Genomic DNA, 21,949 nt, shown 5'->3' on the forward strand with positions numbered 1-21,949 from the left:
TTAATTAACCACCAGTAGCGCTCATAAAGCGTAAAATTTGTGGTTCTTCTTCTAGATTAAAATAGTGCTGTTCGGGTTTCAGTGCCAAGGCTTTGATAATGGCATCTTCTAAGGTTAGTTTATCTTGATTCGTTGCGCGTATATAAGGTTTTAAATCAAGAGAGTGCTCATTGCCAAGACATAATAGCAGGCGGCCTTCGACTGTCATGCGTATGCGGTTACAACTAGAGCAGAAATTATGACTATGGGGAGAGATGACCCCAATTCGTCCTTGTTCGCCTTCAACTTTATAGTATTGGGTCGGCCCCGGTGTCGTGGCCGAGCTTTTGCTTAGTTGATAATGGTTACTTAATAGTTCGATAACGTCATCACTAGACATATAAGACTCAGCTCTATCATGTGCAGTGATAGCGCCCAGTGGCATCTCTTCTATGTAACTAATGTCCATATTATGAGCAAGGGCAAATTTGGCCAAAGGCAAAATTTGATCGTCATTTTGGTTTTTCATAATGACGCTATTAATTTTGCAGCGATTAAAAGGAAGAGCCGCAATGGTTTCTATCCCCTCAACGACTTGCTTAAACTTGTTGCGACGCGTTAGACGGTTAAATTCTTCTTCTATGAGTGTATCTAGACTGACATTTAATCGAGATACACCGACATCATAAAGCGATTGGCCCAATTTTTTTAACATAGAGCCATTTGTTGTGATGGTTAACTCTTCTAAGCCTGGGGTATTGGCAATTTGTTCAAGAGCCCATAAAATGTTTTTTCTGACAAGTGGTTCACCTCCGGTAATTCGGATGCGTTTCGTCCCCATTTTTATGAAAGTACGCGCAGTAGTGACGATCTCTTCTAAAGACAAAATGTGTTCTTTAGGCATGAAAGTGACATCTTCGTCCATGCAATAAGTGCAGCGAAAGTCACAGCGGTCGGTGACAGAAATACGAAGATAATCTATGCGTCTTCCAAATGGATCGACTAGGGATGACTCAGACAAAAAAATACCTCACAGAGTTAGCAAGTCCATAGAACCAAAAAAAAGCGCAATAAGCAAAGTTAACAGAATAAATAATTTTCATATTATGTGACTAATTTGCTATTAATTTGATTTATGACATAAGCTTTAAGCGTATGATTAAATTCAAGTTATTAATCTATATAAGAGTTTTATAATTAACTGAATGGGAGTTTAAGAAAATTGCAAAATGTCGTAAATGATTTGATTGATGTTCTTAAATTAGAGCAACAAGATGAAACCCATTTTATTGGCCGCAGCAAGGATCTGGGCTTTCCTAAAGTTTTTGGTGGTCAGGTCATAGGACAAGGTTTGTCCGCTGCCACACAAACAGTAGAGAATCGCCAACCCCATTCACTACATGCTTACTTTTTACGTCCTGGTGATGCATCACATCCAATTAACTACGAAGTAGAAGTCATTCGTGATGGTGGCAGCTTTAGTATGCGTCGAGTGGTGGCAAGTCAGTTTGGGAAACAAATCCTTAACATGTCTATCTCATTCCATCAGGAAGAGGACGGCTTTGAGCACCAAGATGTCATGCCAAATGTGCCGGGGCCTGAGCACTTCCAATCTGAACTGGATTTATACCGTGCTCATGCTAGCGAAATTCCAGATAAGATTAGAGATCTGTTTATTGCTGATAGGCCGATAGAATGTCGGGTTGTAGAAAATCAAAATCCATTTAGACCAAGGCATGGCATAGCTAAGCGCCATATGTGGATTAAAAGTGTGGCACCTTTGCCTGATAACCAACTGATTCATCAATCTATGTTGGCTTATACAAGCGACTATGGTTTTTTAGAAACAGCCTTAACACCACATGGTATCTCAATCGGTAATCGTTATTTGAATATCGCGAGTCTTGATCATGCTATCTGGTTTCATCGTCCTTTTAAATTAGATGACTGGTTACTTTACGTGGCTGATAGTCCTTGTGCTGGTGGTGCAAGGGGCTTTGTTAGAGGTCAGATATTTAATCGAAAAGGGGAGCTGGTTGCATCTACGGTACAAGAAGGCTTAATTCGCTATTCAAAGTAATGAATGGTGTTAAATGAGTTTAGGTTTAAGGGCATGTTGAGCTAAGGCCCAGTTAACATGTTCTTTTACTAACTCAGAGCTGTCATCTTCTCTGCTTTTTAAGGCGTTAATTACATCTTCGCTATAGGGAGCGTTACCAAGTGCAATGGCGATATTTCTGAGCCAGTTCTCATAGCCTGTTCGGCGTATAGGTGAGCCTTCTGTTTTTTTCAGAAACTCATCTTCTTGCCACAAAAAGAGTGTGACTAACTCTTCTTTATCAAGTTGGTGGCGAGGTTGAAAATCTTGCTCTTCAGTGTATTTAGCGAACTTTGTCCAAGGGCAAACTAGCTGACAGTCATCACAGCCAAAAATTCGGTTACCCATTTTCGACCTAAGTTCAACAGGTATCGGTCCATCATGTTCTATGGTGAGGTAGGAAATACATTTATTAGCATCTAAAACCCAAGGTTCGACAAAGGCATCGGTAGGGCAAAGATCAAGGCAAGCAGTGCAGCTGCCACAATGCCTTTTTGGCGTTGGCTTATCAACTGGTAGTGGGAGGTTAGTAAAAATCTCACCTAATAAAAACCAGCTACCCGCTTTAGGAGTGAGTAAGAGCGTGTTTTTACCTGTCCAACCTAAGCCAGCATTTTCAGCAATTTGTCTTTCTAGAACGGGTGCGCTATCAACAAAGGCACGATAACCATGATCACCTACTTCTTCTTGAATCTTTTTAGCAAGCTGAGTTAAGCGTTTACGTATTAGCTTGTGATAATCACGGCCAAGAGCATAACGAGCAATATAAGCTTTACTCTTGGTTTGTAGGCGTTTAACTGTTTCAACCGATTGGGGCAGGTAGTGCATGCGTAAAGCAATAATACGTTGCGTGCCTGGATGCAGCTGTTCTGGATAAAAGCGCATGTCACCATGGTTAGCAAGATAATCCATACTGGCGTGGTAGCCCGCGTCAATCCATGCTTGATAGTCATCTTTATGCTGGCTGTAATCTGTGCCCGTTATTTTTGCTTCAGCAAAACCAAATTCTATTGCCCAGTCTTTAATTTTAAGGACGAGTTCGTTTAATTCAGCGGCACTTAATACGCTAGTTTGAGACATGCTTAGATCGTTTTTTAATGATGACAAAGAGATAAGGCTTTTAAGGGAGGTACTTTTTAAAGGCATAAACACTTGTTATGCCTTTAAAAGAAGTAACCAGGCTAATAAAGGTTAGAATCGCCTTTTACGACATCGATTAATAAGTTGATAAACATGCGGTCTGCATCTGTGTGTTCATCTGTAATTTTTAACGTTGTTTGGCTAGAAACTTCTTGAGAGATGCGCTCGTATGCATCTGGCTCATTAATATGTTCTTTCGCAATGCGAACCAGCTCTCCTGCTAGTTCTGGCTCCATGATCATTTTTCTAAAACAGCGTAAAAATTCATCAATAATTCGTTGTTGATTTAGTTCACTTGCCATTGTTTTAAAACTCCTACTGTTCAAATCAGCCTATGACACCACGAAGCGGGATGAAGGGCAAGCTTCTTCATAAATGTTGCTTGACAGCTTGGGGAATAAATAGGCAGAATAAGGCATCTTTTTAGCAAACATCCCAGCTAAAAATCTTATTTAGGCCAACAGCCTATCCCAATCATATGCATAGACATATGAATGCACACAAAAATGTGAAGTGATTTAAGTTACAACTTTACATTTCTCCTCGCGAAAAACGCGGGCAGTGTTATTACTGCGATTTTTTGCGTTTGAATGCACCTTTTTTAGGGTTTCTGCATAAGCTTTGCAAACTTCGTTTAATCAATATTTATCTGACTAAGATATATGGGTACAATATGTGCCATAAAAATCTAGCAGTAAAACGAATAATAGAGGGTAAAAAGGTGGAATTATTATCCGGTGGTGAAATGATCGCCCGCTTTCTTAAAGATGAGGGCGTAGAGTATATTTATGGATATCCAGGCGGGGCAGCCTTGCATATCTATGACGCATTGCATCGCCAAAATGACGTCAAACACGTACTTGTTCGTCATGAACAAGCTGCAACACATATGGCAGATGGTTATGCTCGTGCAACCGGTAAAGCGGGTACAGTACTTGTAACATCTGGTCCTGGTGCAACAAATACCATTACAGGTATTGCAACGGCTTATATGGATTCAATTCCAATGGTTGTAATCTGTGGTCAGGTAATGAGTTACCTGATTGGTGAAGATGCATTCCAAGAAACTGATATGGTTGGTGTAAGTCGTCCAATCGTAAAACACAGTTTCTCTGTGAAACATGCGTCAGAAATTCCAGAAATCCTGAAAAAAGCGTATTACATTGCGTCTTCTGGTCGTCCTGGTCCTGTTGTCGTTGATATCCCGAAAGATATGACAGTACCAAACGAAAAGTTTGAATATAAATACCCTGAAACGGTTTCTCTACGTTCTTACGTGCCACCAACAAAAGGCCATAGTGGCCAGATTAAGAAAGCGGTTGATTTAATGCTGGCGGCGAAACGCCCAATCATTTACGCCGGTGGTGGTGTTATTTTAGGTGGCGCATCTGATCTACTGGTTAAATTGGGTAAAGCGTTGAACTTCCCTGTAACCAATACACTAATGGGCCTAGGTGGCTACCCAGCAACGGATCGTCAATCTGTGGGTATGTTAGGTATGCATGGTAGCTATGAAGCGAATATGACCATGCACCATAGTGATTTGATTCTTGCTGTGGGGGCACGTTTCGATGACAGGGTAACAAATGACCCTGATAAATTCTGTCCTGGCGCTAAGATCATTCATATCGATATTGATCCTGCTGCTATTTCTAAAACCATTCGTGCTGATGTACCTATTGTTGGTCCAGTAAGACAAGTACTAACCGAAATGTTAGGTCTTGTTGAGTCTTCTAAGAAAGCGGATGCAAGTGTGTTAGATGGCTGGTGGAAGCAGATTGAAGAATGGCGCAAGGTTCACGGTGGTAAATACGATACTACGAGTGAAAAAATCAAGCCACAGGCTGCGGTTGAAGCATGTTGGAGAGCGACTAAAGGGGATGCATTTGTTGCTTCCGATGTAGGTCAGCACCAGATGTTTGCTGCACAATACTACAAGTTCGATAAACCAAATCGCTGGGTTAACTCAGGCGGTCTAGGCACCATGGGCTTTGGTTTACCTGCGGCTATGGGTATCAAACTAAACTTCCCAGATGAAGAAGTAGTATGTGTAACAGGTGAAGGCAGTATTCAAATGAATATTCAAGAACTGTCTACCTGCTTGCAATACGGTTTGCCCGTTAAAATCTTATGTTTGAATAATGGTTATCTTGGCATGGTACGCCAATGGCAAGATATGAACTATGAAGGTCGCCACTCTAGTTCATACCTTGAGTCTTTACCTGACTTTGAAGCTTTATTGAAAGCCTATCGTCATCAGTACGTTGAGATTAATACAAAAGACGAACTTGATGAAAAAATGGCTGAAGCTTTTGCCATGAAGGATCAGTTGGTATTTATCAACTGTTATGTTGACCCTGAAGAGCATGTTTATCCAATGCAGGTACCTCGTGGTTCCATGCGTGATATGTTATTGAGCAAGACGGAGCGTACCTAATATGCGACACATTATCTCTGTATTGATGGAAAACGAACCAGGTGCCTTGTCGCGTGTAGTTGGCTTATTTTCTCAAAGAAACTTTAATATCGAATCTCTAAACGTAGCTGCTACTGATGATCCGACCTTGTCGCGTTTAACTTTGACAACCTTTGGTTCAGACCAAGTGGTTGAGCAGATTACAAAACAGCTTAATAAGCTGATCGATGTCGTTAAGCTAGTTGACCTTACTGAAGGGCAGCACATCGAGCGTGAATTGATGTTGGTTAAAGTGCGTGCGACAGGTGCACAACGCGCTGAGATTAAGCGTACAGTTGATATTTTCCGTGGCAACATAGTTGATATGACACCGTCTATTTACACAATTCAAATTGTGGGTGAATCAGACAAGCTAGATGGCTTTTTACAGTCACTAGGTGCTGTTCATCTACTAGAAGTTGTGAGAACGGGTGTTTCCGGTATTGCACGCGGAGAGAAAGTACTGAGTATTTAGTACTTTATATTTTGAGCCATTCAGTTTTCTTGATTGGCTCAAAATAAAACTGAATAGAGTTACAAAAAAGTCACATTTATGTGGCTTTTTTTTTCCTCATTTTTTTAATATTCAACTATTCTATAAATGCATTTTATAGAGATATCATGTTATCTTGCTAATTAGGCCATATTTATCAAAAGGGTTAAAAGGACTTAAAGGAGTGATATGGAGCTGGCTGATCAGATGTCTAAGGAGTATGCGGTTCAACTGGAATCAATTGAACCTAAGAACAGCGCATTAGCTTCTAAAGATATTTTAAACAAGGAAGGGGCAGTATTAGTCAAAGCTGATACTGAGTTAACATCTGCGCGATTGGCTAGAATTCGTCAGCATGTGTTAGAGCAGCCTTTGGAGTTCAGCATTAAAATGCAGAACTCGCTAGCTCGAAATGAAATTCTACAACAGACTCTCAATGTCATTAACGAAAATGATTTATTGAAAGAGCTGCATCTAAAGCTTCATAACGAAGAAGACCTCACTGATATGTGTGGTTTTTTTACGCAATATCCAACTCTCGTTCAACTCATTACGGTTTATGCCCAGCTTTACCCAGGTAAAATGAAAAAGTCCCTAACCCTAGCTTGGGGTGCATGGATGATAGCCAGAGCAAAGCAAGACAGCCAAATGACAAAGCGGGCTGTTTTTACCGCTTGTCTATTTCAAGATATTGGCCGTCTGTTTATCAGTAAAGGTGGGTCTAATGATTCTATTCTCTCATTAACGAGCCAAGTGCTTGGCAAAATTAACGGTTTGCCAATTACGATAGTCAGATCCATTACGAATATGAAGGTGTTTCCTACTAGCCTAGGTTTAATGAAAAAAGAAGACATGCTTGAGGTTGCTAATGAAGACCAAATTGTTTGGTTAAGCAGGTTTTTACAGGTAGGAATGAGTGATAAGTTCTCTTTTAATGTGGGCCCATTGGACTTCATTCCAATTCTTAAGCTTTACTCCCCCCATTATTTTCCACGTTACTCAAAAGTCATCATAGAGGCGATTTGCTCCGCAGATTTAAAGCATGTCATTACCGATGAAAAAAGCTTATTAGAGAATTTGCGAAAAATTTTAATAAATCATGTGGTATTAAATGAATGGTTGGAGCTTTTTGAAAAAGTAGAGGCACAACTTGCAATTAGCTCTAAAAATCTGCCTTTAAGGTTTAGACAAAAAGCTGAACAGGTTTTATTTATTGTATCCAGTACAGGTTTGCTGACGGAATCTCTTGCGCGTTGGATGTCTCATGTGGAAGAAATGCAACTGTTGGAAGCGGCACCAGAGGTGAGGGAATACTTTATCTTTCAGCAAGAGCTAGCACGCCAACTATCTCAGTACGTATCCATGGCTGGCTTCTTAATTAGCCGTATTAATGATATGGAAAAGAAAAAACCTTTATTACTGCTCCATAAAGAGTTCCATCAACTTTCATCACGCTTTAATTACAATATTCTTGATGATGAAAGCCTTGCCTCTTAGCGGTTAATTTGTTGCCAGAAAGCCTTGATAATTGGTGTCGCAAGATTCTTTTTTAGCGTAAATAGACCAACATCATAAGCCTCTAGTTCTGGTTGAAGATCCATAATGCTTACCTTGTCGATCAAAGGGCTATTGTCGATTACTATTTTTGGTACCACACCTATTCCAAAGCCTAAGGACACCATACTAACAATGGCTTCATTACCTGATACCTGTGCATAGATTTTAGGTTTTGCATTACGTTGTCGAAACCACTGATCCACACGTGAACGTGAAATACCTTCTTCAGATAAAATCATAGGTACTTGATTCCAGTTAATCTTGCTATCGGATGACATGGAAACCCCAAGCGATTGAGCGGCATTAACATCATTAGGAGCAATAAAAACCAGAGGGGAAATAGCAATACGTTTAAACGCCATACTGCTTGGTAGATTGTTTGGCCTTGCCGCTATGGCGATATCTTCATGTCCTTCCATGACGCGAGCAAGGGCTGGAGCTGGGTCACCAGTATGCAATTTCATTTCTATCTTTGGGTGCAGACCACGAAACTCACTCAAAATATCATACAAAAAACTATAGCTTGCGGTTACAGAGCAATAAAGGCTGATTTCCCCCACCAATTGCTCTCCGCTTGTGGTGAGAGAACGTCTAAAATTGCGCCATTGAGAAAGGCTTTCTAAGGCATATTGGTTAAACCTTTCGCCCTCAATGGTTAGTTGAACAGAGCGATTGTCTCGATTAAACAAAACATGGCCTATTTCATTTTCAATTTGCTTAATGTGTCGGCTTAAGGTGGATGGGCTCATATGAAACGCTTCACTGGTTCGGCCAAAATGTAGAGTTTGGGCCAAGTGAGAAAAGAGTTGCAATGATTTGGTATCCATAGAGCAGGCCTTAAATTTAACAAGCTATAAATGCAGTTTGTTTTTATGTATAAAATGCAATAATAGCAAAAATATATATCATTTATTGCAACATATCTAATGACAAAGGTTTGCCTCATAGGTTTATGAAAAATGGACAAAATTAATCAAAAGCTGATTTTTGCTTTAACTGAAAATGCCAGAATGTCATTTTCAGAATTAGGGAAAAGAGTTCACTTATCCGCGCCTGCGGTGGCTGAACGTATTCGAAAATTAGAGGAGTCTGGAGTAATTACAGGCTACCGACCAACACTCAATTTAGAGAAAATGGGGATTCCCATTACAGCCTTGATTGGTTGTGAAGTGCATCATGCCAAAGAAAAAGAGTTTAAAGTCTTGGTGAGTACTCTGGATGAAGTAATTGAAAGCCAGAACCTAACAGGGCCTTATGCTTTTATTCTTAAGGTGGGCGTAGCCTCTATGTCTGCTTTAGATGATTTATTAAATCGATTAATTGATTTAAGCGATACTCATACCATGATGATACTCTCGACTCCTATAAAAAGAGAGCTGCCAAGGCAACTGAACCTTTTTAATAACGAGTTAGAAGGCTGAGGCTAATAAATTATTGGATAAAAAAAGGCCCAGTAGTCTGAACTGGGCCAAAAGGGTAATGCTTAACGCATGGGAATCATTAACTTGGGTGAACACTAAACTGACTAAGTTGAGGCCGTTGTTTCTGCATTGACTCTTTCTTTTTCTTTACCTTCCTTAGTCGGCCATTGGCTAATCAACATACCGATAAGAATCAAGCCACAGCCAACATAGGCATCAAAACTCAAAACTTCATCCATAAATAGCCAGCCGGCAATGACTGCAAAGACAGCTTCGGTTGATAAGATCAGGGCACTTGCACTCGGCGATACTTTTTTCTGTCCGAGAATTTGTAATGTGCAAGCAATACCTGATGCCGCTATACCTGCGTATGCAATTGGAACCCAAGCTAGATAGAAGTTCTCAAGTTTTGGAGTCTCCCAGATAAAAGCGGCGGCAATAGCCAAAACGGCGGCCACACAAAACTGAGTAATTGCAAAAGGAATTGCGGGTATACGCTTCGATAAATAACCTATCACCAATACATGGGATGCCCAGAAAAAGGAGCCTGCTAGTTCAAGTGCGTCACCATAATTAATCGTTAGATTAGGGCCTATGGTTAGGCTATATAAACCAACAATAGCGAAGGTGATGCCAATCCAAGTATTACGTGCGGTTTTTTGTCCAAAGGCCATGCCTATGATTGGGACAAGAACGATATAGACGCTGGTGATAAATCCAGCATTACCTGCTGTGGTGTAAAGCAAACCCGTTTGCTGGAAAGTGAAGCCAGTAAACATAAATATCCCGCCAACTATTCCGCCTAATACAAGTGTACGAACTTGATAGCTTTGCTTGCTCGGGAAAATAAACAATAAAGGAATCAATGATATAGCAGCTAGAATAAAACGAGCAGCATTAAAACTATGTGGCTCAAGTGAGTTCATGCCTGCACTTTGTGCAACAAATCCCACTCCCCAAATAATCGCGGTTAACCATAACATGATGTGTGCAATGCTCATAAATCCTCACTCTTTAACGTGCCCTTTGCTTATCTGATATTGAGCAAAGGTTTTGATGTCTTAACTTGTGGAGAAGTTTGCGCCAGAGGAAAGTTTTTCACCAGACAATTACCAATCATTTAACGGCTTAAAACTTTAAAAAACAGCGTAAATTTGCAAGCAAACTTTCGATTCAAAAGTTTGATTAATTTCTTGTGGCTAGGAAGTATTTAATTGATAATTGCTTGAAAATTAACCACTCATAATTCGTTTTAATTTACTTTGAAAACTCAGTAGGAAACAGCATGGCATTTGTTGACTGGCTAACGATAGCGCCAATATTTCTTTTGTTATCTCTAGGACCTGGTCCTAATAACTTTATGGCTATGTCTAATGGTATTAATCAGGGCCCCGTGGCAGCTTTGGTTGGCACTATTGGCCGAAATTTTGCCTTTGCTATTTTGATGCTGGTTTCTGCTCTAGGTCTGGGTGCTGTTATTGTTTCATCTAGTCTGTTGTTCAACATAGTTAAGTGGGCGGGTGTTTGCTACCTACTTTATATGGGCATTAAAACTTGGCGTAATGCTGCTCATGGGGTTGATTCAGGTGAAGTTACTCATACTAGAAAAGTGCCTTATTCAGGATTAATTCGTCAGGAGTTTATTGTTGCTATTAGCAACCCGAAAGCCATTCTGATATTTACGGCGGTTTTTCCTCAAATGTTAAATCTTGATAAACCCGTTATGATTCAGTTCTTTATCATGGGCTTTACTTTTATTGTGACTGAATTTATCGGCTCATATATTTATGCGATAGCAGGTAACCAAATTAAGCGTTTCATCAAAAGCTCAAAGGGTGTCATACGTTTAAACCGTTCTATGGGAGCAGTGTTTGTGGCTGCGAGTGCAGTACTTGCTAGCGCCTCACGTTAAATTCTACGAATCATGATTTAAAATTCGCGGCTCGCATAAAAAATTATGTGAGCCGCTCCTCTCTTTACTCTTCTGTTTCAAACTTTTTGTTTTATTTGCCATAACTTGAATTCATCAACAAGTGAACTAAATTAGATTTTCTACCTCATATTAGCTATATCGCATATTTCTATCAGCGTAGGCTTGTGCTGTTAGGGTGCACTTATCCATATGAAAAGGCATGATGATATGAGGCTCTTTTATACAATTCCGTTTTTATTTGGCTTACTTTCAGCTCAAACCGCACATTCACAAGTGTTTGTAACAGATTCAAACGCGCCAACCGTGGTAGAACTTTTTACTTCTGAAGGATGTAGTTCTTGTCCTCCTGCAGATCGCTTTTTATCTAGTCTTGCGACTGAAGAAAACCCTTTCGAAAAAGCAATTCCTCTTGCTTACCATGTGGACTATTGGAATTACATTGGTTGGGAAGATCGTTTTTCCCGTCCTGAATATAGTAGTAGACAAAGAAGACATGTAAGAGAGGGGAATACAAGTCAAGTTTATACCCCAGGTTTTGTAGTGAATAATAAAGAATGGCGAGAATGGTTTAGAGGAGAACGAGATATACCTCAAAATCACGGTGATGCAGGACAGTTATCGGCTAAATTAACTCAAGGTTTTTTAGAAGCTGAATATTCAGGGCACCCTGATATTGATGGGCCTTATCTGCTTAATGTTGCGTATTTAGGTATGGGGATTACAACTCAGGTCAAAGCGGGCGAGAACAGAAATAGGCGACTTAATCATGACTATGTTGTATTAGATAATTTTAGTCTTATCAGTCAAGGTAAGCGTTGGCAGATTAAGCTAGATAAACCACCTGAGTTAGGGCAAGAGAAAACAGGAATCGCAATTTGGGTTAGTTCTACAAAATCACAGGATGTTTTACAAGCAGATGCAGCTTTACTAGAAGAGGATGCTTTCTAATTAAGGTGTAAAGCTAGGTTTGCCCTTATGGGATTCAGGGACAAATAAAATATAAAAGCCCTGATTATGACTGTTTATAATCAAGGCTTTTATAGGCTAATTTAGCAATTAGCTATGTTCAGCAAGGAACTCTTCACTTAAGTAAAGTTCTTGGTTGCTGTTTACAGCTACGTCACGCTCAAGAATCATTTTTGCAATATCCTGCGCTTCTTTAAGTGAGTGCATTTCAAAAGTGCCGCACTGATACTCATTTAACTCCGGGATATCTTCTTTTGCTGCAACATTTACAACATCTTCCATCGCCGCTTTCCAAGAGTTCGCCACTTTTTCTTCTGTTGGTTCGCCAATTAAGCTCATGTAAAAACCAGTACGACAGCCCATAGGTGAAATATCAATAATCTCAACAGAATCACCGTTTAGGTGATCACGCATAAAACCAGCAAATAAATGCTCTAATGTATGTATGCCTGTTTCAGATAGTATTTCTTTATTAGGAATGCAAAATCTTAAATCAAAAACGGTAATTGTGTCGCCGCTAGGTGTCGCCATGGATTTTGCTACGCGAACTGCAGGGGCATGCATGCGAGTGTGGTCGACGCGAAAGCTGTCTAATAAAGGCATGAGAATTCTCCTAAAATCGAAATTAGCCATTCTTCAATGAAAACTGAATGGCATGCTAAAAAGATTAATTTTCTGGATTATACAGAAAATTAATCTTAGCGCTCAGTAATCTTAGACTTAAATTTTGAGCTTAGCAGGCTCAATTACTTAAATTAATGGTTTTTAAGCAATTGCAGTTTTATTAGCTTTCAAGAGTGAGAAAAGATAGGCAGAACCAAGCATCACAAAGGCGAATAGCATGCTTTCACCAATTTGTAAGGCAATAAAGGTGCAAGCCATCAATGCCGGTATTGCAAGATATCTTACTTTGCCTTTTAGAAGGTGCCATGCCGCTAAAGACGCCAATGTATAAACGGTTAGGAATGAGCCATTTGTCATTTCAATGAGCCACTCCATTTTTAGATTGAAGGTTTCTCCTAAAATGAGTGAGCCTGCGCATACAAGGTTAACAACAATGATGGCATTACCTGGCGAACCAAAGCGGTTAAGTTTACCTAAGTAAGCAGGTAGTGCTTTGTTTTCTGACATAGCTTGCACCATACGGCCAAAACCAAGTAGATAGATGCTGACATTTGCAAAGGAAATGACAAAGGCCCCAAAGGATACCCAGCGACTGGCACTCTCACCGGCGATACTTGAAACTAAAACCGCAATAGATTGATTGTTAGTTTGTTCGTCACCATAGCTTGCGTAGGCAAAAATAAGGAAAACGACGGTTAGGTAACAAACAATCACAACACTAATGCCAACAATCATAGCAATAGGGAAATCCCTAGCAGGGTTTTTAAACTCACCACCCAAGTGGGCCATTACTTCAATACCAAGAAAGCACCAAAAAACCACACTGATAGCGCTAAAGGTTTGCTGCCATTGAGTGCCCGTTACTGGCGTTTGAGTGAGCTGGACTGCATTTAGAATATCTCCTTTTATGGCAAGCCATACAATAGCCACAAGCATAAGAACAACTATGGCGGTTTGTGTTTTGGCTGAGGTTTGAATACCAGCAAGGCCAAAGCCTAAAAATAAGATAAAGATCAGAATATAGAGGTAAATAAACATGCTTTGATCAAAACCTAAGAAGGCAGCGAGGTAATTAGCTGTGATCTTTATCGCAACCGCAGGGCCAACGATTAAAATAGATAAGAACAACCAACCCACTGCATCTTGTAAAGGTTTACTAAAAGCCTGACCAATATAATGTGATGCGCCACCTGCATGGGGAAGTCTTGCTCCTAGCAAAGCAAAAATAATGGCAATTGGCATAATGATGAGAGCTGTAAAAATCCAGCTGTAAGCGGTTTGTTCGTGAGCTATGCTGACAGATAATGCGGGGAGTACCATCAGACCTGTGCCAACAAACGTCGTCACTGTCATGGCAATACCTTGTAATGGACCTATCCCTTTGGTGTTTGTGCTCATGTTTCTTCTCTTTAATGTCAATCGCAAAAATTGTGGGTGAATTCAAAATAAATTGATGTGTGATTCAATTGAGACAGGATAGAATGATTTGATTAAGTATACAGCTAGCAAAATAGGTTATTTCGCCGTTAAAGTGACGGTAATGCCGTCAAACTGCTTAGCTCCAAGAAAATGCGATGGCAACAAGGATTATGAGTGAAGTTAGACAGTTTTGACCAAAAAATTCTTTCTCTCTTGGTAGAAGACGCCAGATTATCTATTTCGGATATTGCTCGTCAGGTGAGTCTGTCTCGTTCGGCTGTGACGGATAGAATTAAGCGTTTAGAAGAGAGCCAGACAATCACAGGTTATCATGCCAAGCTTAATCAAGATGCTACAACTCAAGTGGCAGCTTATTTTTCTGTCACTTTTAGCCCTTTATGTTGTGAAGTGATTGCAGGCTTGATGCAAGATATTCCAGAAATTAAGCAGGCCCATAGTATTAGTGGCGATGTGGATCTGATTGTTTTTGCTGAAGCTGCAAATATGACGCGCTTGAGTGAAATACGTGAAATGATGGATGCTTGGCCAAATGTACAACGAATTGTTACCCATACAGTGTTGGTTGACCGATTACAGCGCTAACACTAAAAATAGTGTGCAATGACATGTCATAAAAATGCCCGTATCGCTTTTGCTATACGGGCATTTTAAATCCAGTCTTTAAACATGGATTTGATTGAGTGCTGACTTAATCTTAGGTTCCCTAGGGAATCATGCCTAAAGCCGCCAATCCTGTGTTTTCAGCAAGACCCAACATGATGTTCATGTTTTGAATCGCTTGACCTGATGCGCCTTTAACAAGGTTATCAATGACAGAAAGTACGACTACCTTGTTTCCGCCTTGTGGACGATAAACCGCAATACGACAGAAGTTTGCTCCTTTAGTACTACGAGTCTCAGGTAAGCTACCTTCAGGCATTACATCAACAAAGAACTCATCTTGATATCTTTCTTCAAATAGTTTTTGCAGGTCAATGTTTGTATCTAATAATGTGGCATACATGGTTGAGTGAATACCACGAATCATTGGTAATAAGTGTGGTACAAACGTTAAACCTACTTGTTTGTCTGTATAAGCTTGAAGGCCTTGCTTGATTTCAGGTAAGTGTCTGTGACCTGCAACACCATAAGCTTTAAAGTTTTCACCCGCTTCGCAAAGTAGTGTACCAACATTAGCGCCACGACCAGCCCCACTCACCGCTGATTTTGCATCAGCAATAAGATCGCTTGGATCAATCACACCCGCTTCAAGTAAAGGGATCAAGCCAAGTTGTGTTGCAGTTGGGTAGCAACCTGGGTTGGCAACCAAACGAGCTGATTTTATTGCTTCACGGTTTATCTCAGGTAAACCGTAAACGGCTTCAGCAACATAGTCAGGTGTTCTATGTTCCATGCCATACCATTTAGACCATTCCACTGTGTCTTTAATTCTAAAGTCAGCGCCAAGGTCTACAACTTTAACGCCTTTCTCTAGTAATGCAGGCACTTGGTCCATGGCAACACCATGAGGCGTGGCAAAAAAGACAAGATCGCATTCAGCCAATTCGTCTACACTTGGTGTGGTGAACTTAAGGTCGTAATGTCCTCGTAGGCTTGGGTAAATATCAGCAACTAGTTTGCCTTCTTCACTTCGAGAGGTGATGGCTTTCACCTCAACCTCTGGGTGATTTGCTAAAAGTCTTAATAATTCTGCACCGGTATAACCTGTGCCGCCTACTATGCCGATTTTATACACTGTTGAGTCCCGTTATCTTAATACTGGATTGAAACGCGTTAACACATTTGCGCCTGTGTTGATTTACTGGTTGAATAGTGCCCGATTTTTACAAATCTTAAAAGTAAGGAGAGCCAACTGTACCGCTTTAAATTAAAAGATTTGCTGCAACAGCGACTTAATTCTTCAGATGCTCTACTTTTACTCTCTTTTGTTGGGGTTATTGTAGGAATTGCCTGTGCTTTGTCTATGGTGCTACTTCATTGGCTTTTAGATCTGCCTGCTCATATTTTTATGGGGGGAGACAATGAAGGTTTTGAAGATTTACCTCTATTATTGCGTGTACTTTTTCCGCTTATTTCTTGTTTCCTATTAATTCTGATCATGTTTTACTTGCCCAAAAAATGGCAGAAAGTGGGTGTGCCTTATGTCATTGAGCGACTCAATTACCATAAAGGCCATTTACCTATTATGAATGGGGTTATTCAGTTTATAACCGCGGGCATTGGTTTGATGGGAGGCTTATCTATCGGTAAAGAAGGGCCCGCTGTTCATATCGGGGCCACCTTTGGTAGCCGTATTGCGTTACGTTTGGGCTTATCTCAAAGTCATATTGAAGTACTGGTTGCCTGTGGTATTGCCGGTGCAATTTCAGCAGCATTTCAAACGCCTTTAGCAGGTGTTCTTTTTGCGCTTGAGGTCATTTTTTTAGAATACCGAATAGCCATTATTCTCCCTGTCATTTTATCCTCCGTCTTTTCAATGGCAGTCAGCCATGTACTTCTAGGGCCGATTACTCTTTTTAGTTTCGATCGTGTTGCTGTTTTAGTGATTAATACAGAGAGTATTACTGCCTTGGCAGTTCTATCTTTGGTAGTTGCTCTATTGGCTGGTTTGTTTTTTAGAACGCAGCAACTGCTTTGGAGAGTCAATCATTGGTCGCTTATTTGGCGTTTTTCACTTGTGGGCGTGGCTACTGCATTATGTGCAGCTTTCATTCCTGAGGTACTGGGTGCCGGTTATGACTCAGTTGAAAAACTATTGGCTGGTGGATCGCTAACAAATGTCTTGCTGTTAGTTTTGCTGGCCAAAGTTTTATTAACCGCCTTCTCAATCGGTTTAGGTATTCCTGGTGGCATGATAGGGCCAACTTTTGTTATGGGTGGATTGGCTGGAATTCAGGTGGCTGTTTGGGCTTTTTCTGGTGAAGCAAGCCTTGAGTTAATTTCATTGTTTGCCTTGCTTGGCATGGCAGCCATGATGTCAACCAGCTTCCAGGCGCCTTTAACAGGGCTTATTGCGATAGTAGAAATGACTCATACTCCAGAAATTCTACTGCCAGCCATGTTAGTAATTGCATCATCATGTGTGATAACAAGAGTCGCTTTTAAGCAAGATTCGATTTTTATAGAAAGGCTTACTAGCTTAGGTTTGCATTCTAAGGCAAGGGTGCGAGTTGACCATAATGGTGATGTGAAAAGTACAAAAGAATAAGTTAGTGATTTATCCCACTTTAGGTTGTGTTTTCTGGAGTAATACCGAAAAAATAAATATGCTAGAATGCCTGCCGTTTATTTTGCTTGAACCTTTGTTACTGCTTTGACGGCGGTAACGCCCAAGTTCAACTTGTTACAAGATTGCTAAAATTGAATTTTAGATAGGAATTCGAATTATGTTATGGGTTAAAGCGTTTCATTTAGTTGCTATGGTTTCTTGGTTTGCGGGGTTGTTTTATTTACCGCGTATTTTTGTGTATCACGCTGATGCTAAAGATACGATTAGTAATGAAAGATTTAAAGTAATGGGGCGTAAGCTGTATCGTGGCATTATGACGCCAGCGGCTGTAATCACCATCGCCTTGGGTATTTGGTTAGTCAGTTTTAGCCCAGAGTATTATATGAAATCAGGCTGGTTTCACGCCAAATTGACCTTAGTGTTTGTTTTACTTGGTTATCATCATGCTTGTGGCCGTTTATTGAAGAAGTTTGCCAATGACGCGAATACACGTAGTCATGTTTTCTTTCGTTGGTTCAACGAATTGCCAGTTGTTATTCTGATTGCCATAGCCATCTTGGTAATCGTTAAACCTTTCTAATTTTCCTTTTTTGTTTTTAAAGTTTGAGTATAGAGTTATGAGCCGATCTGAAGATTTGTATCAAAGAGCCCAAAAACGTATCCCTGGTGGCGTAAACTCACCAGTTCGAGCCTTTAATGGTGTCGGTGGAACACCTGTTTTTTTCCAAAAAGGGCAGGGCGCATATGTTTATGATGAAGATGATCAAAGATACGTTGATTATGTAGGTTCCTGGGGGCCAATGATTATTGGTCATTCTCACCCTGCTGTTTTAGATGCGATTCGTGAGCAAATAGATTTAGGTCTAAGTTTTGGCGCACCAACTGAAATCGAAATCGATATGGCAGAGAAAGTGTGCGAACTAGTACCTTCTATGGACATGGTTCGTATGGTTAGCTCTGGTACAGAAGCAACCATGAGCGCGATTCGTCTAGCGCGTGGTTTTACTAAACGCGATAAAATTGTGAAATTCGAAGGTTGTTACCATGGTCATTCTGACTCTTTATTGGTAAAAGCTGGTTCTGGTGCATTAACGCTTGGTATTCCAAACTCTCCTGGTGTTCCCGCAGACCTTGCACAACACACAGTAACACTACAATACAATGATATTGAAAGTGTAAAACAATGCTTTGCAGAAATTGGTGACCAAGTTGCTTGCATCATTGTTGAGCCTGTCGCTGGTAACATGAACTGTATTCCCCCAATTGAAGGTTTCTTAGAAACCTTACGCGAAGTATGTGATGAATCTGGTGCTGTACTGATTTTTGATGAGGTAATGACGGGTTTCCGTGTTGCCTTGGGTGGCGCGCAAGAAAAGTTCAATATCAAACCTGATCTTACAACCCTAGGTAAAGTGATTGGTGCAGGCATGCCAGTGGGTGCATTTGGTGGTCGTCGTGACATTATGGAGCATATCGCTCCACTCGGTGCGGTTTATCAAGCGGGTACACTTTCTGGTAACCCTATTGCCATGACGGCGGGTTTAACTGCCCTTAACCTAATTAGTGAGCCTGGCTTTCATGAGACGCTAACTGCAAAATCTGAAAAATTGATGCAGGGTTTAAAAGCCGCTGCGGATGATGCTGGTGTCCCCTTTCATTCAGTGAGCGTTGGTGGCATGTTTGGTTTCTTCTTTACTGATGCAGACCGCATTACTTCATTTGCAGAAATGCAGGCTTGTGATGCAGAGAAATTTAAAAAGTTTTTCCACCTGATGCTACAAGAAGGGGTGTATTTTGCTCCAGCTGCATTTGAAGCTGGCTTCATTTCTCAAGCTCATACTGATGAAGATATTGAGTTTACAATTGCTGCTGCCAAAAAAGCCTTTGCGCAACTATAAGAATATTCATAATTAACAGAGAGAGTGCATGAGCAAAGTGACTGAAATGCCCCTTGAGAAGAAAAACGATAAACCAGAGTCGAATGGCATTGAAAGCGAAAAAACAGAAATAAAGCCACCTCATAAAGGGGTGTACTTATTACCCAATCTGTTTACTACCTCGGCATTATTTGCAGGCTTTTATGCCATTATCGCAGCAATGAATGGCGACTTTACTCATGCTGCTGTGGCGATTTTTGTTGCCATGATTCTTGATGGACTTGATGGTCGTGTTGCTCGTATGACAGGAACTCAAAGTGCTTTTGGTGCTGAATACGACTCTCTCTCTGATATGGTCTCTTTTGGTGTTGCCCCTGCTTTGATCTCTTTTACTTGGGTATTAGCTCCTCTTGGTAAACTAGGTTGGGTCGCTGCATTTATTTATGCCGTTGGTGCTGCATTAAGATTAGCCCGGTTTAATACCATGCTGGGGGTTGAGGAAAAGCGTTATTTTACTGGTTTGCCGAGTCCTGCTGCAGCAGCAATCATTGCTGGTGTTATCTGGGCGGCTAATACCCAAGGTATAGCAGCTGAAAGCCTTGTTTATTTGATGCTCCTGCTTGTTCCTGCTGTTGGTTTATTAATGGTGAGCAATATTAAGTATCGCAGTTTCAAAGACTTAGATATGAAAGGTAAGGTGTCTTTTATTAAGCTGGTGGCTGTAGTCTTTGTTCTAGTGCTTGTCGCTATGGAGCCATCTTTAATCTTAGCAAGTGCCTTTATACTCTACGGTGCTTCGGGTGTGATTGGTTCAATTATGCGTCGCTTTGCTTAAACCTATTTAAACTTATAAAAGCCTGCAATATGCAGGCTTTTTTTTTTGCTTTGATATTCATGAGCATGGCAAGCTAGGGGTTAAAGTGTCAATAAAACGTAAAGATAATTGAACCCATGAGGAAAACACTGGTCAACACTTACAGATTATGAGGAATGACCATGTTGATAAAAATTAAGAAAGCATCCGACGTTAGTGAGCATCAAGTTACAGATCAAGCTGTTTATTTAAATCGCCGTCAATTTATGCGTAATTCAGCATTATCAATTGCTGCGTTATCTGGCACATCAAATGTATTGGCAGGTTTACAAGAAGGTAACTTGATTACGCCTCCCACATCTTTAGCGCCATACTTTAATAACATTAAAGAAACCAGCTTTGGTGCTGGGGAAAAGGTAGCACCTTTTGATGTTGCAACTACCTATAATAACTTCTACGAATTTGGCTACGGTAAAGGTGATCCAGCAAAACGAGCTGAAAACTTTAAGCCTGATCCTTGGAATATCACAGTCGAGGGCGAAGCTGATATTGTCGGCACTTTTGCACTAGAAGATATTATTAAAGAGCATCAACTAGAAGAACGTATTTATAGACTGCGTTGTGTTGAAGCTTGGTCCATGGTGGTTCCTTGGGTAGGGATTTCACTTGGTGATGTGCTTAAAAAGTTCAAGCCGAACTCAAAAGCTAAATATGTTTACTTCGAAACCTTATATGACCCTTCTCAGTTCCCAGGGCAAAATGGCGGCAATATAAAATGGCCATATAGAGAAGGTTTACGCATAGATGAAGCTATGAATGATTTGGCGTTTTTAAGTGTTGGTATGTATGGCAGTGTGCTACCTAATCAAAATGGTGCGCCAATTCGTTTAGTTGTGCCATGGAAGTATGGTTTCAAAAGTATTAAATCTATTGTCAAAATACGTTTTGTTGAAACTATGCCTGAAACCACATGGAACCTGCTTGCACCACAAGAGTACGGTTTTTATGCCAATGTGAATCCTGGCGTTGATCATCCAAGATGGACACAGAAACAAGAAAGACGTTTACCGGGAGGATTACTTTTCCCTAACGTTATCGATACACAAATGTTCAATGGTTACCAAGAAGAAGTTGCTGACCTGTATAGAGGCATGAGCCTAGTTAAGAACTATTAATTAACATTGGTAAAAAGAAAGAGGTAAGGCTTATGTGGGACAGAAAAGAGAAACCATACGTATTAGTGGTGTTTTGTGCTCCATTTATTTGGTTAGTGTATTCGCTTTTAAGTGGGCGCTACTTTCCGGACCCTGCCGAACCTTTTATGACCTTAAGTGGTATTTGGGCAAGTGTCTTTATTTGCATGAGCCTGAGTATTACGCCTTTAACTAAAAAGTTCAAAAGCTTAAGAATGATAAATCGATACCGTCGCTTTATCGGTTTAGCCGCTTTTTGGTATGCCTTAGTTCATTTACTCGCTTATTTAGTTCTGCATGCTGGCTTTAATTTAAGTTGGATTCAAGAAGACTTATTAAAGCGTCCATATATCTATATTGGTGTACTGGCATTTGTGATACTAGCGGCATTAGCGATTACCAGTCCCAAAGCTATGGTGAGAAAACTAGGTAAACGCTGGAAACCATTACATAAGATGGTTTATATAGCAGCATTAGCGACCTTGGCTCACTTATGGTGGCAGATTAAAGCAGACTCAGAGATAGCTATTTGGTTTACGCCATTTTTAGTGATTCCATTGCTTCTTCGCATAGATTTTAAAAAAATGAAAATTAATGCAAAAAACACTTGCACTAAATCTACCAGTCATTAATATACGCCCTCGCTGACACGGGGTAGCAAACAAGACTGCACCGACAAGTTACCAAGTAACTCACTATCTTACAAAGATAAGTCAGACGCTCTTTAAAA

Annotated in this window: 22 protein-coding genes; 14 read left to right on the top strand and 8 right to left on the bottom strand. The window is 40.5% G+C overall.

All coding sequences use genetic code 11. The features are described 5' to 3' along the window. Positions 1-4: 4 nt before the first annotated feature. Complete coding sequence (gene moaA / locus TW85_RS18615; RefSeq protein ID WP_046018622.1) at positions 5-1,000, bottom strand: GTP 3',8-cyclase MoaA; 996 nt, start codon at positions 998-1,000, stop codon at positions 5-7. A 201-nt stretch (positions 1,001-1,201) separates the two neighbouring features. Between moaA and TW85_RS18620 the strand changes: the two genes are divergently transcribed. After that, complete coding sequence (locus TW85_RS18620; RefSeq protein ID WP_046018623.1) at positions 1,202-2,059, top strand: acyl-CoA thioesterase II; 858 nt, start codon at positions 1,202-1,204, stop codon at positions 2,057-2,059. Between the two features lie 9 nt (positions 2,060-2,068). Here the strand turns inward: TW85_RS18620 and queG are convergent, their stop codons facing one another. Continuing rightward, positions 2,069-3,157: a tRNA epoxyqueuosine(34) reductase QueG gene (gene queG, locus TW85_RS18625; RefSeq protein WP_046018672.1), complete on the bottom strand. Its 1,089-nt coding sequence runs from the start codon at positions 3,155-3,157 to the stop codon at positions 2,069-2,071. 101 nt (positions 3,158-3,258) lie between these two features. Then, positions 3,259-3,519, bottom strand: a complete 261-nt coding sequence (locus TW85_RS18630; RefSeq protein ID WP_046018624.1) for a hypothetical protein — start codon at positions 3,517-3,519, stop codon at positions 3,259-3,261. 419 nt (positions 3,520-3,938) lie between these two features. Between TW85_RS18630 and TW85_RS18635 the strand changes: the two genes are divergently transcribed. From TW85_RS18635 to TW85_RS18645, 3 genes are all read left to right on the top strand, one after another. Further along, positions 3,939-5,654 (top strand): acetolactate synthase 3 large subunit, encoded by a 1,716-nt coding sequence (locus tag TW85_RS18635; protein WP_046018625.1) that lies wholly within the window; start codon positions 3,939-3,941, stop codon positions 5,652-5,654. A gap of 1 nt (position 5,655) precedes the next feature. Beyond that, the gene (ilvN, locus tag TW85_RS18640) at positions 5,656-6,147 is read left to right on the top strand and encodes an acetolactate synthase small subunit (RefSeq protein ID WP_046018626.1); all 492 of its coding nucleotides are present in this window, start codon (positions 5,656-5,658) and stop codon (positions 6,145-6,147) included. A gap of 207 nt (positions 6,148-6,354) precedes the next feature. Further along, a complete protein-coding gene (locus tag TW85_RS18645; RefSeq protein ID WP_046018627.1) occupies positions 6,355-7,662 on the top strand; it encodes a hypothetical protein in 1,308 nt (435 codons plus the stop codon). On the opposite strand, the gene ilvY is transcribed toward TW85_RS18645, so the two are convergent. Further along, on the bottom strand, positions 7,659-8,549 hold the full coding sequence (gene ilvY, locus TW85_RS18650) for an HTH-type transcriptional activator IlvY (RefSeq protein ID WP_046018628.1): 891 nt from the start codon (positions 8,547-8,549) through the stop codon (positions 7,659-7,661). The genes TW85_RS18645 and ilvY overlap by 4 nt on opposite strands. A gap of 132 nt (positions 8,550-8,681) precedes the next feature. On the opposite strand from ilvY, the gene TW85_RS18655 reads away from it, so the two are divergent. Further along, the gene (locus TW85_RS18655) at positions 8,682-9,143 is read left to right on the top strand and encodes an Lrp/AsnC family transcriptional regulator (protein WP_046018629.1); all 462 of its coding nucleotides are present in this window, start codon (positions 8,682-8,684) and stop codon (positions 9,141-9,143) included. Positions 9,144-9,247: 104 nt separating this feature from the next. On the opposite strand, the gene TW85_RS18660 is transcribed toward TW85_RS18655, so the two are convergent. After that, positions 9,248-10,144, bottom strand: a complete 897-nt coding sequence (locus TW85_RS18660) for a DMT family transporter (protein WP_046018630.1) — start codon at positions 10,142-10,144, stop codon at positions 9,248-9,250. Between the two features lie 284 nt (positions 10,145-10,428). Here TW85_RS18660 and TW85_RS18665 point away from each other — a divergent pair, with 284 nt between their 5' ends. Both TW85_RS18665 and TW85_RS18670 read left to right on the top strand, forming a co-directional pair. Further along, positions 10,429-11,055: a LysE family translocator gene (locus TW85_RS18665; RefSeq protein WP_046018631.1), complete on the top strand. Its 627-nt coding sequence runs from the start codon at positions 10,429-10,431 to the stop codon at positions 11,053-11,055. Positions 11,056-11,265: 210 nt separating this feature from the next. After that, positions 11,266-12,024: a DUF1223 domain-containing protein gene (locus TW85_RS18670; protein WP_071210296.1), complete on the top strand. Its 759-nt coding sequence runs from the start codon at positions 11,266-11,268 to the stop codon at positions 12,022-12,024. A 108-nt stretch (positions 12,025-12,132) separates the two neighbouring features. Here TW85_RS18670 and luxS read toward each other — a convergent pair whose 3' ends face one another. Together luxS and yjeH are read right to left on the bottom strand one after the other, a co-directional pair. Continuing rightward, positions 12,133-12,645 carry an S-ribosylhomocysteine lyase gene (gene luxS, locus TW85_RS18675; RefSeq protein ID WP_046018633.1) on the bottom strand — a complete coding sequence of 171 codons (513 nt, stop codon included), beginning with the start codon at positions 12,643-12,645 and terminating at the stop codon, positions 12,133-12,135. A gap of 162 nt (positions 12,646-12,807) precedes the next feature. After that, positions 12,808-14,064 (bottom strand): L-methionine/branched-chain amino acid transporter, encoded by a 1,257-nt coding sequence (yjeH, locus tag TW85_RS18680; RefSeq protein ID WP_046018634.1) that lies wholly within the window; start codon positions 14,062-14,064, stop codon positions 12,808-12,810. A 195-nt stretch (positions 14,065-14,259) separates the two neighbouring features. Between yjeH and TW85_RS18685 the strand changes: the two genes are divergently transcribed. After that, entirely contained in the window at positions 14,260-14,688 is a 429-nt protein-coding gene (locus tag TW85_RS18685; protein WP_046018635.1) for an Lrp/AsnC family transcriptional regulator, read from the top strand. A 121-nt stretch (positions 14,689-14,809) separates the two neighbouring features. Here the strand turns inward: TW85_RS18685 and argC are convergent, their stop codons facing one another. After that, the gene (argC, locus tag TW85_RS18690; RefSeq protein WP_046018636.1) at positions 14,810-15,841 is read right to left on the bottom strand and encodes an N-acetyl-gamma-glutamyl-phosphate reductase; all 1,032 of its coding nucleotides are present in this window, start codon (positions 15,839-15,841) and stop codon (positions 14,810-14,812) included. A 141-nt stretch (positions 15,842-15,982) separates the two neighbouring features. Between argC and TW85_RS18695 the strand changes: the two genes are divergently transcribed. The 6 genes from TW85_RS18695 to TW85_RS18720 all read left to right on the top strand — a co-directional run bounded on the left by TW85_RS18695 (position 15,983) and on the right by TW85_RS18720 (position 21,851). Further along, positions 15,983-17,314, top strand: a complete 1,332-nt coding sequence (locus tag TW85_RS18695; protein WP_238326260.1) for a chloride channel protein — start codon at positions 15,983-15,985, stop codon at positions 17,312-17,314. A 178-nt stretch (positions 17,315-17,492) separates the two neighbouring features. Then, positions 17,493-17,915 carry a protoporphyrinogen oxidase HemJ gene (gene hemJ / locus TW85_RS18700; RefSeq protein WP_046018637.1) on the top strand — a complete coding sequence of 141 codons (423 nt, stop codon included), beginning with the start codon at positions 17,493-17,495 and terminating at the stop codon, positions 17,913-17,915. Between the two features lie 37 nt (positions 17,916-17,952). Then, a complete protein-coding gene (gene hemL / locus TW85_RS18705) occupies positions 17,953-19,233 on the top strand; it encodes a glutamate-1-semialdehyde 2,1-aminomutase (protein ID WP_046018638.1) in 1,281 nt (426 codons plus the stop codon). A gap of 28 nt (positions 19,234-19,261) precedes the next feature. Next, on the top strand, positions 19,262-20,047 hold the full coding sequence (pssA, locus tag TW85_RS18710) for a CDP-diacylglycerol--serine O-phosphatidyltransferase (protein WP_046018639.1): 786 nt from the start codon (positions 19,262-19,264) through the stop codon (positions 20,045-20,047). A gap of 161 nt (positions 20,048-20,208) precedes the next feature. Beyond that, entirely contained in the window at positions 20,209-21,201 is a 993-nt protein-coding gene (gene msrP, locus TW85_RS18715; RefSeq protein ID WP_046018640.1) for a protein-methionine-sulfoxide reductase catalytic subunit MsrP, read from the top strand. Between the two features lie 32 nt (positions 21,202-21,233). Beyond that, complete coding sequence (locus TW85_RS18720; protein WP_046018641.1) at positions 21,234-21,851, top strand: protein-methionine-sulfoxide reductase heme-binding subunit MsrQ; 618 nt, start codon at positions 21,234-21,236, stop codon at positions 21,849-21,851. The last annotated feature ends 98 nt before the right edge of the window (positions 21,852-21,949 follow it).

This window comes from Marinomonas sp. S3726 (assembly GCF_000967665.1).
Lineage (GTDB): Bacteria > Pseudomonadota > Gammaproteobacteria > Pseudomonadales > Marinomonadaceae > Marinomonas.

Bases quoted from the DNA above. Each gene is read 5' to 3' on its own strand.
- hemJ (WP_046018637.1), top strand. From the start codon at position 17,493: ATGTTATGGGTTAAAGCGTTTCATTTAGTTGCTATGGTTTCTTGGTTT.
- luxS (WP_046018633.1), bottom strand. From the start codon at position 12,645: ATGCCTTTATTAGACAGCTTTCGCGTCGACCACACTCGCATGCATGCC.
- ilvN (WP_046018626.1), top strand. From the start codon at position 5,656: ATGCGACACATTATCTCTGTATTGATGGAAAACGAACCAGGTGCCTTG.
- msrP (WP_046018640.1), top strand. From the start codon at position 20,209: ATGTTGATAAAAATTAAGAAAGCATCCGACGTTAGTGAGCATCAAGTT.
- TW85_RS18630 (WP_046018624.1), bottom strand. From the start codon at position 3,519: ATGGCAAGTGAACTAAATCAACAACGAATTATTGATGAATTTTTACGC.
- TW85_RS18660 (WP_046018630.1), bottom strand. From the start codon at position 10,144: ATGAGCATTGCACACATCATGTTATGGTTAACCGCGATTATTTGGGGA.
- hemL (WP_046018638.1), top strand. From the start codon at position 17,953: ATGAGCCGATCTGAAGATTTGTATCAAAGAGCCCAAAAACGTATCCCT.
- pssA (WP_046018639.1), top strand. From the start codon at position 19,262: ATGAGCAAAGTGACTGAAATGCCCCTTGAGAAGAAAAACGATAAACCA.
- TW85_RS18670 (WP_071210296.1), top strand. From the start codon at position 11,266: ATGAAAAGGCATGATGATATGAGGCTCTTTTATACAATTCCGTTTTTA.
- queG (WP_046018672.1), bottom strand. From the start codon at position 3,157: ATGTCTCAAACTAGCGTATTAAGTGCCGCTGAATTAAACGAACTCGTC.
- TW85_RS18655 (WP_046018629.1), top strand. From the start codon at position 8,682: ATGGACAAAATTAATCAAAAGCTGATTTTTGCTTTAACTGAAAATGCC.
- TW85_RS18645 (WP_046018627.1), top strand. From the start codon at position 6,355: ATGGAGCTGGCTGATCAGATGTCTAAGGAGTATGCGGTTCAACTGGAA.
- ilvY (WP_046018628.1), bottom strand. From the start codon at position 8,549: ATGGATACCAAATCATTGCAACTCTTTTCTCACTTGGCCCAAACTCTA.
- TW85_RS18665 (WP_046018631.1), top strand. From the start codon at position 10,429: ATGGCATTTGTTGACTGGCTAACGATAGCGCCAATATTTCTTTTGTTA.
- TW85_RS18720 (WP_046018641.1), top strand. From the start codon at position 21,234: ATGTGGGACAGAAAAGAGAAACCATACGTATTAGTGGTGTTTTGTGCT.
- yjeH (WP_046018634.1), bottom strand. From the start codon at position 14,064: ATGAGCACAAACACCAAAGGGATAGGTCCATTACAAGGTATTGCCATG.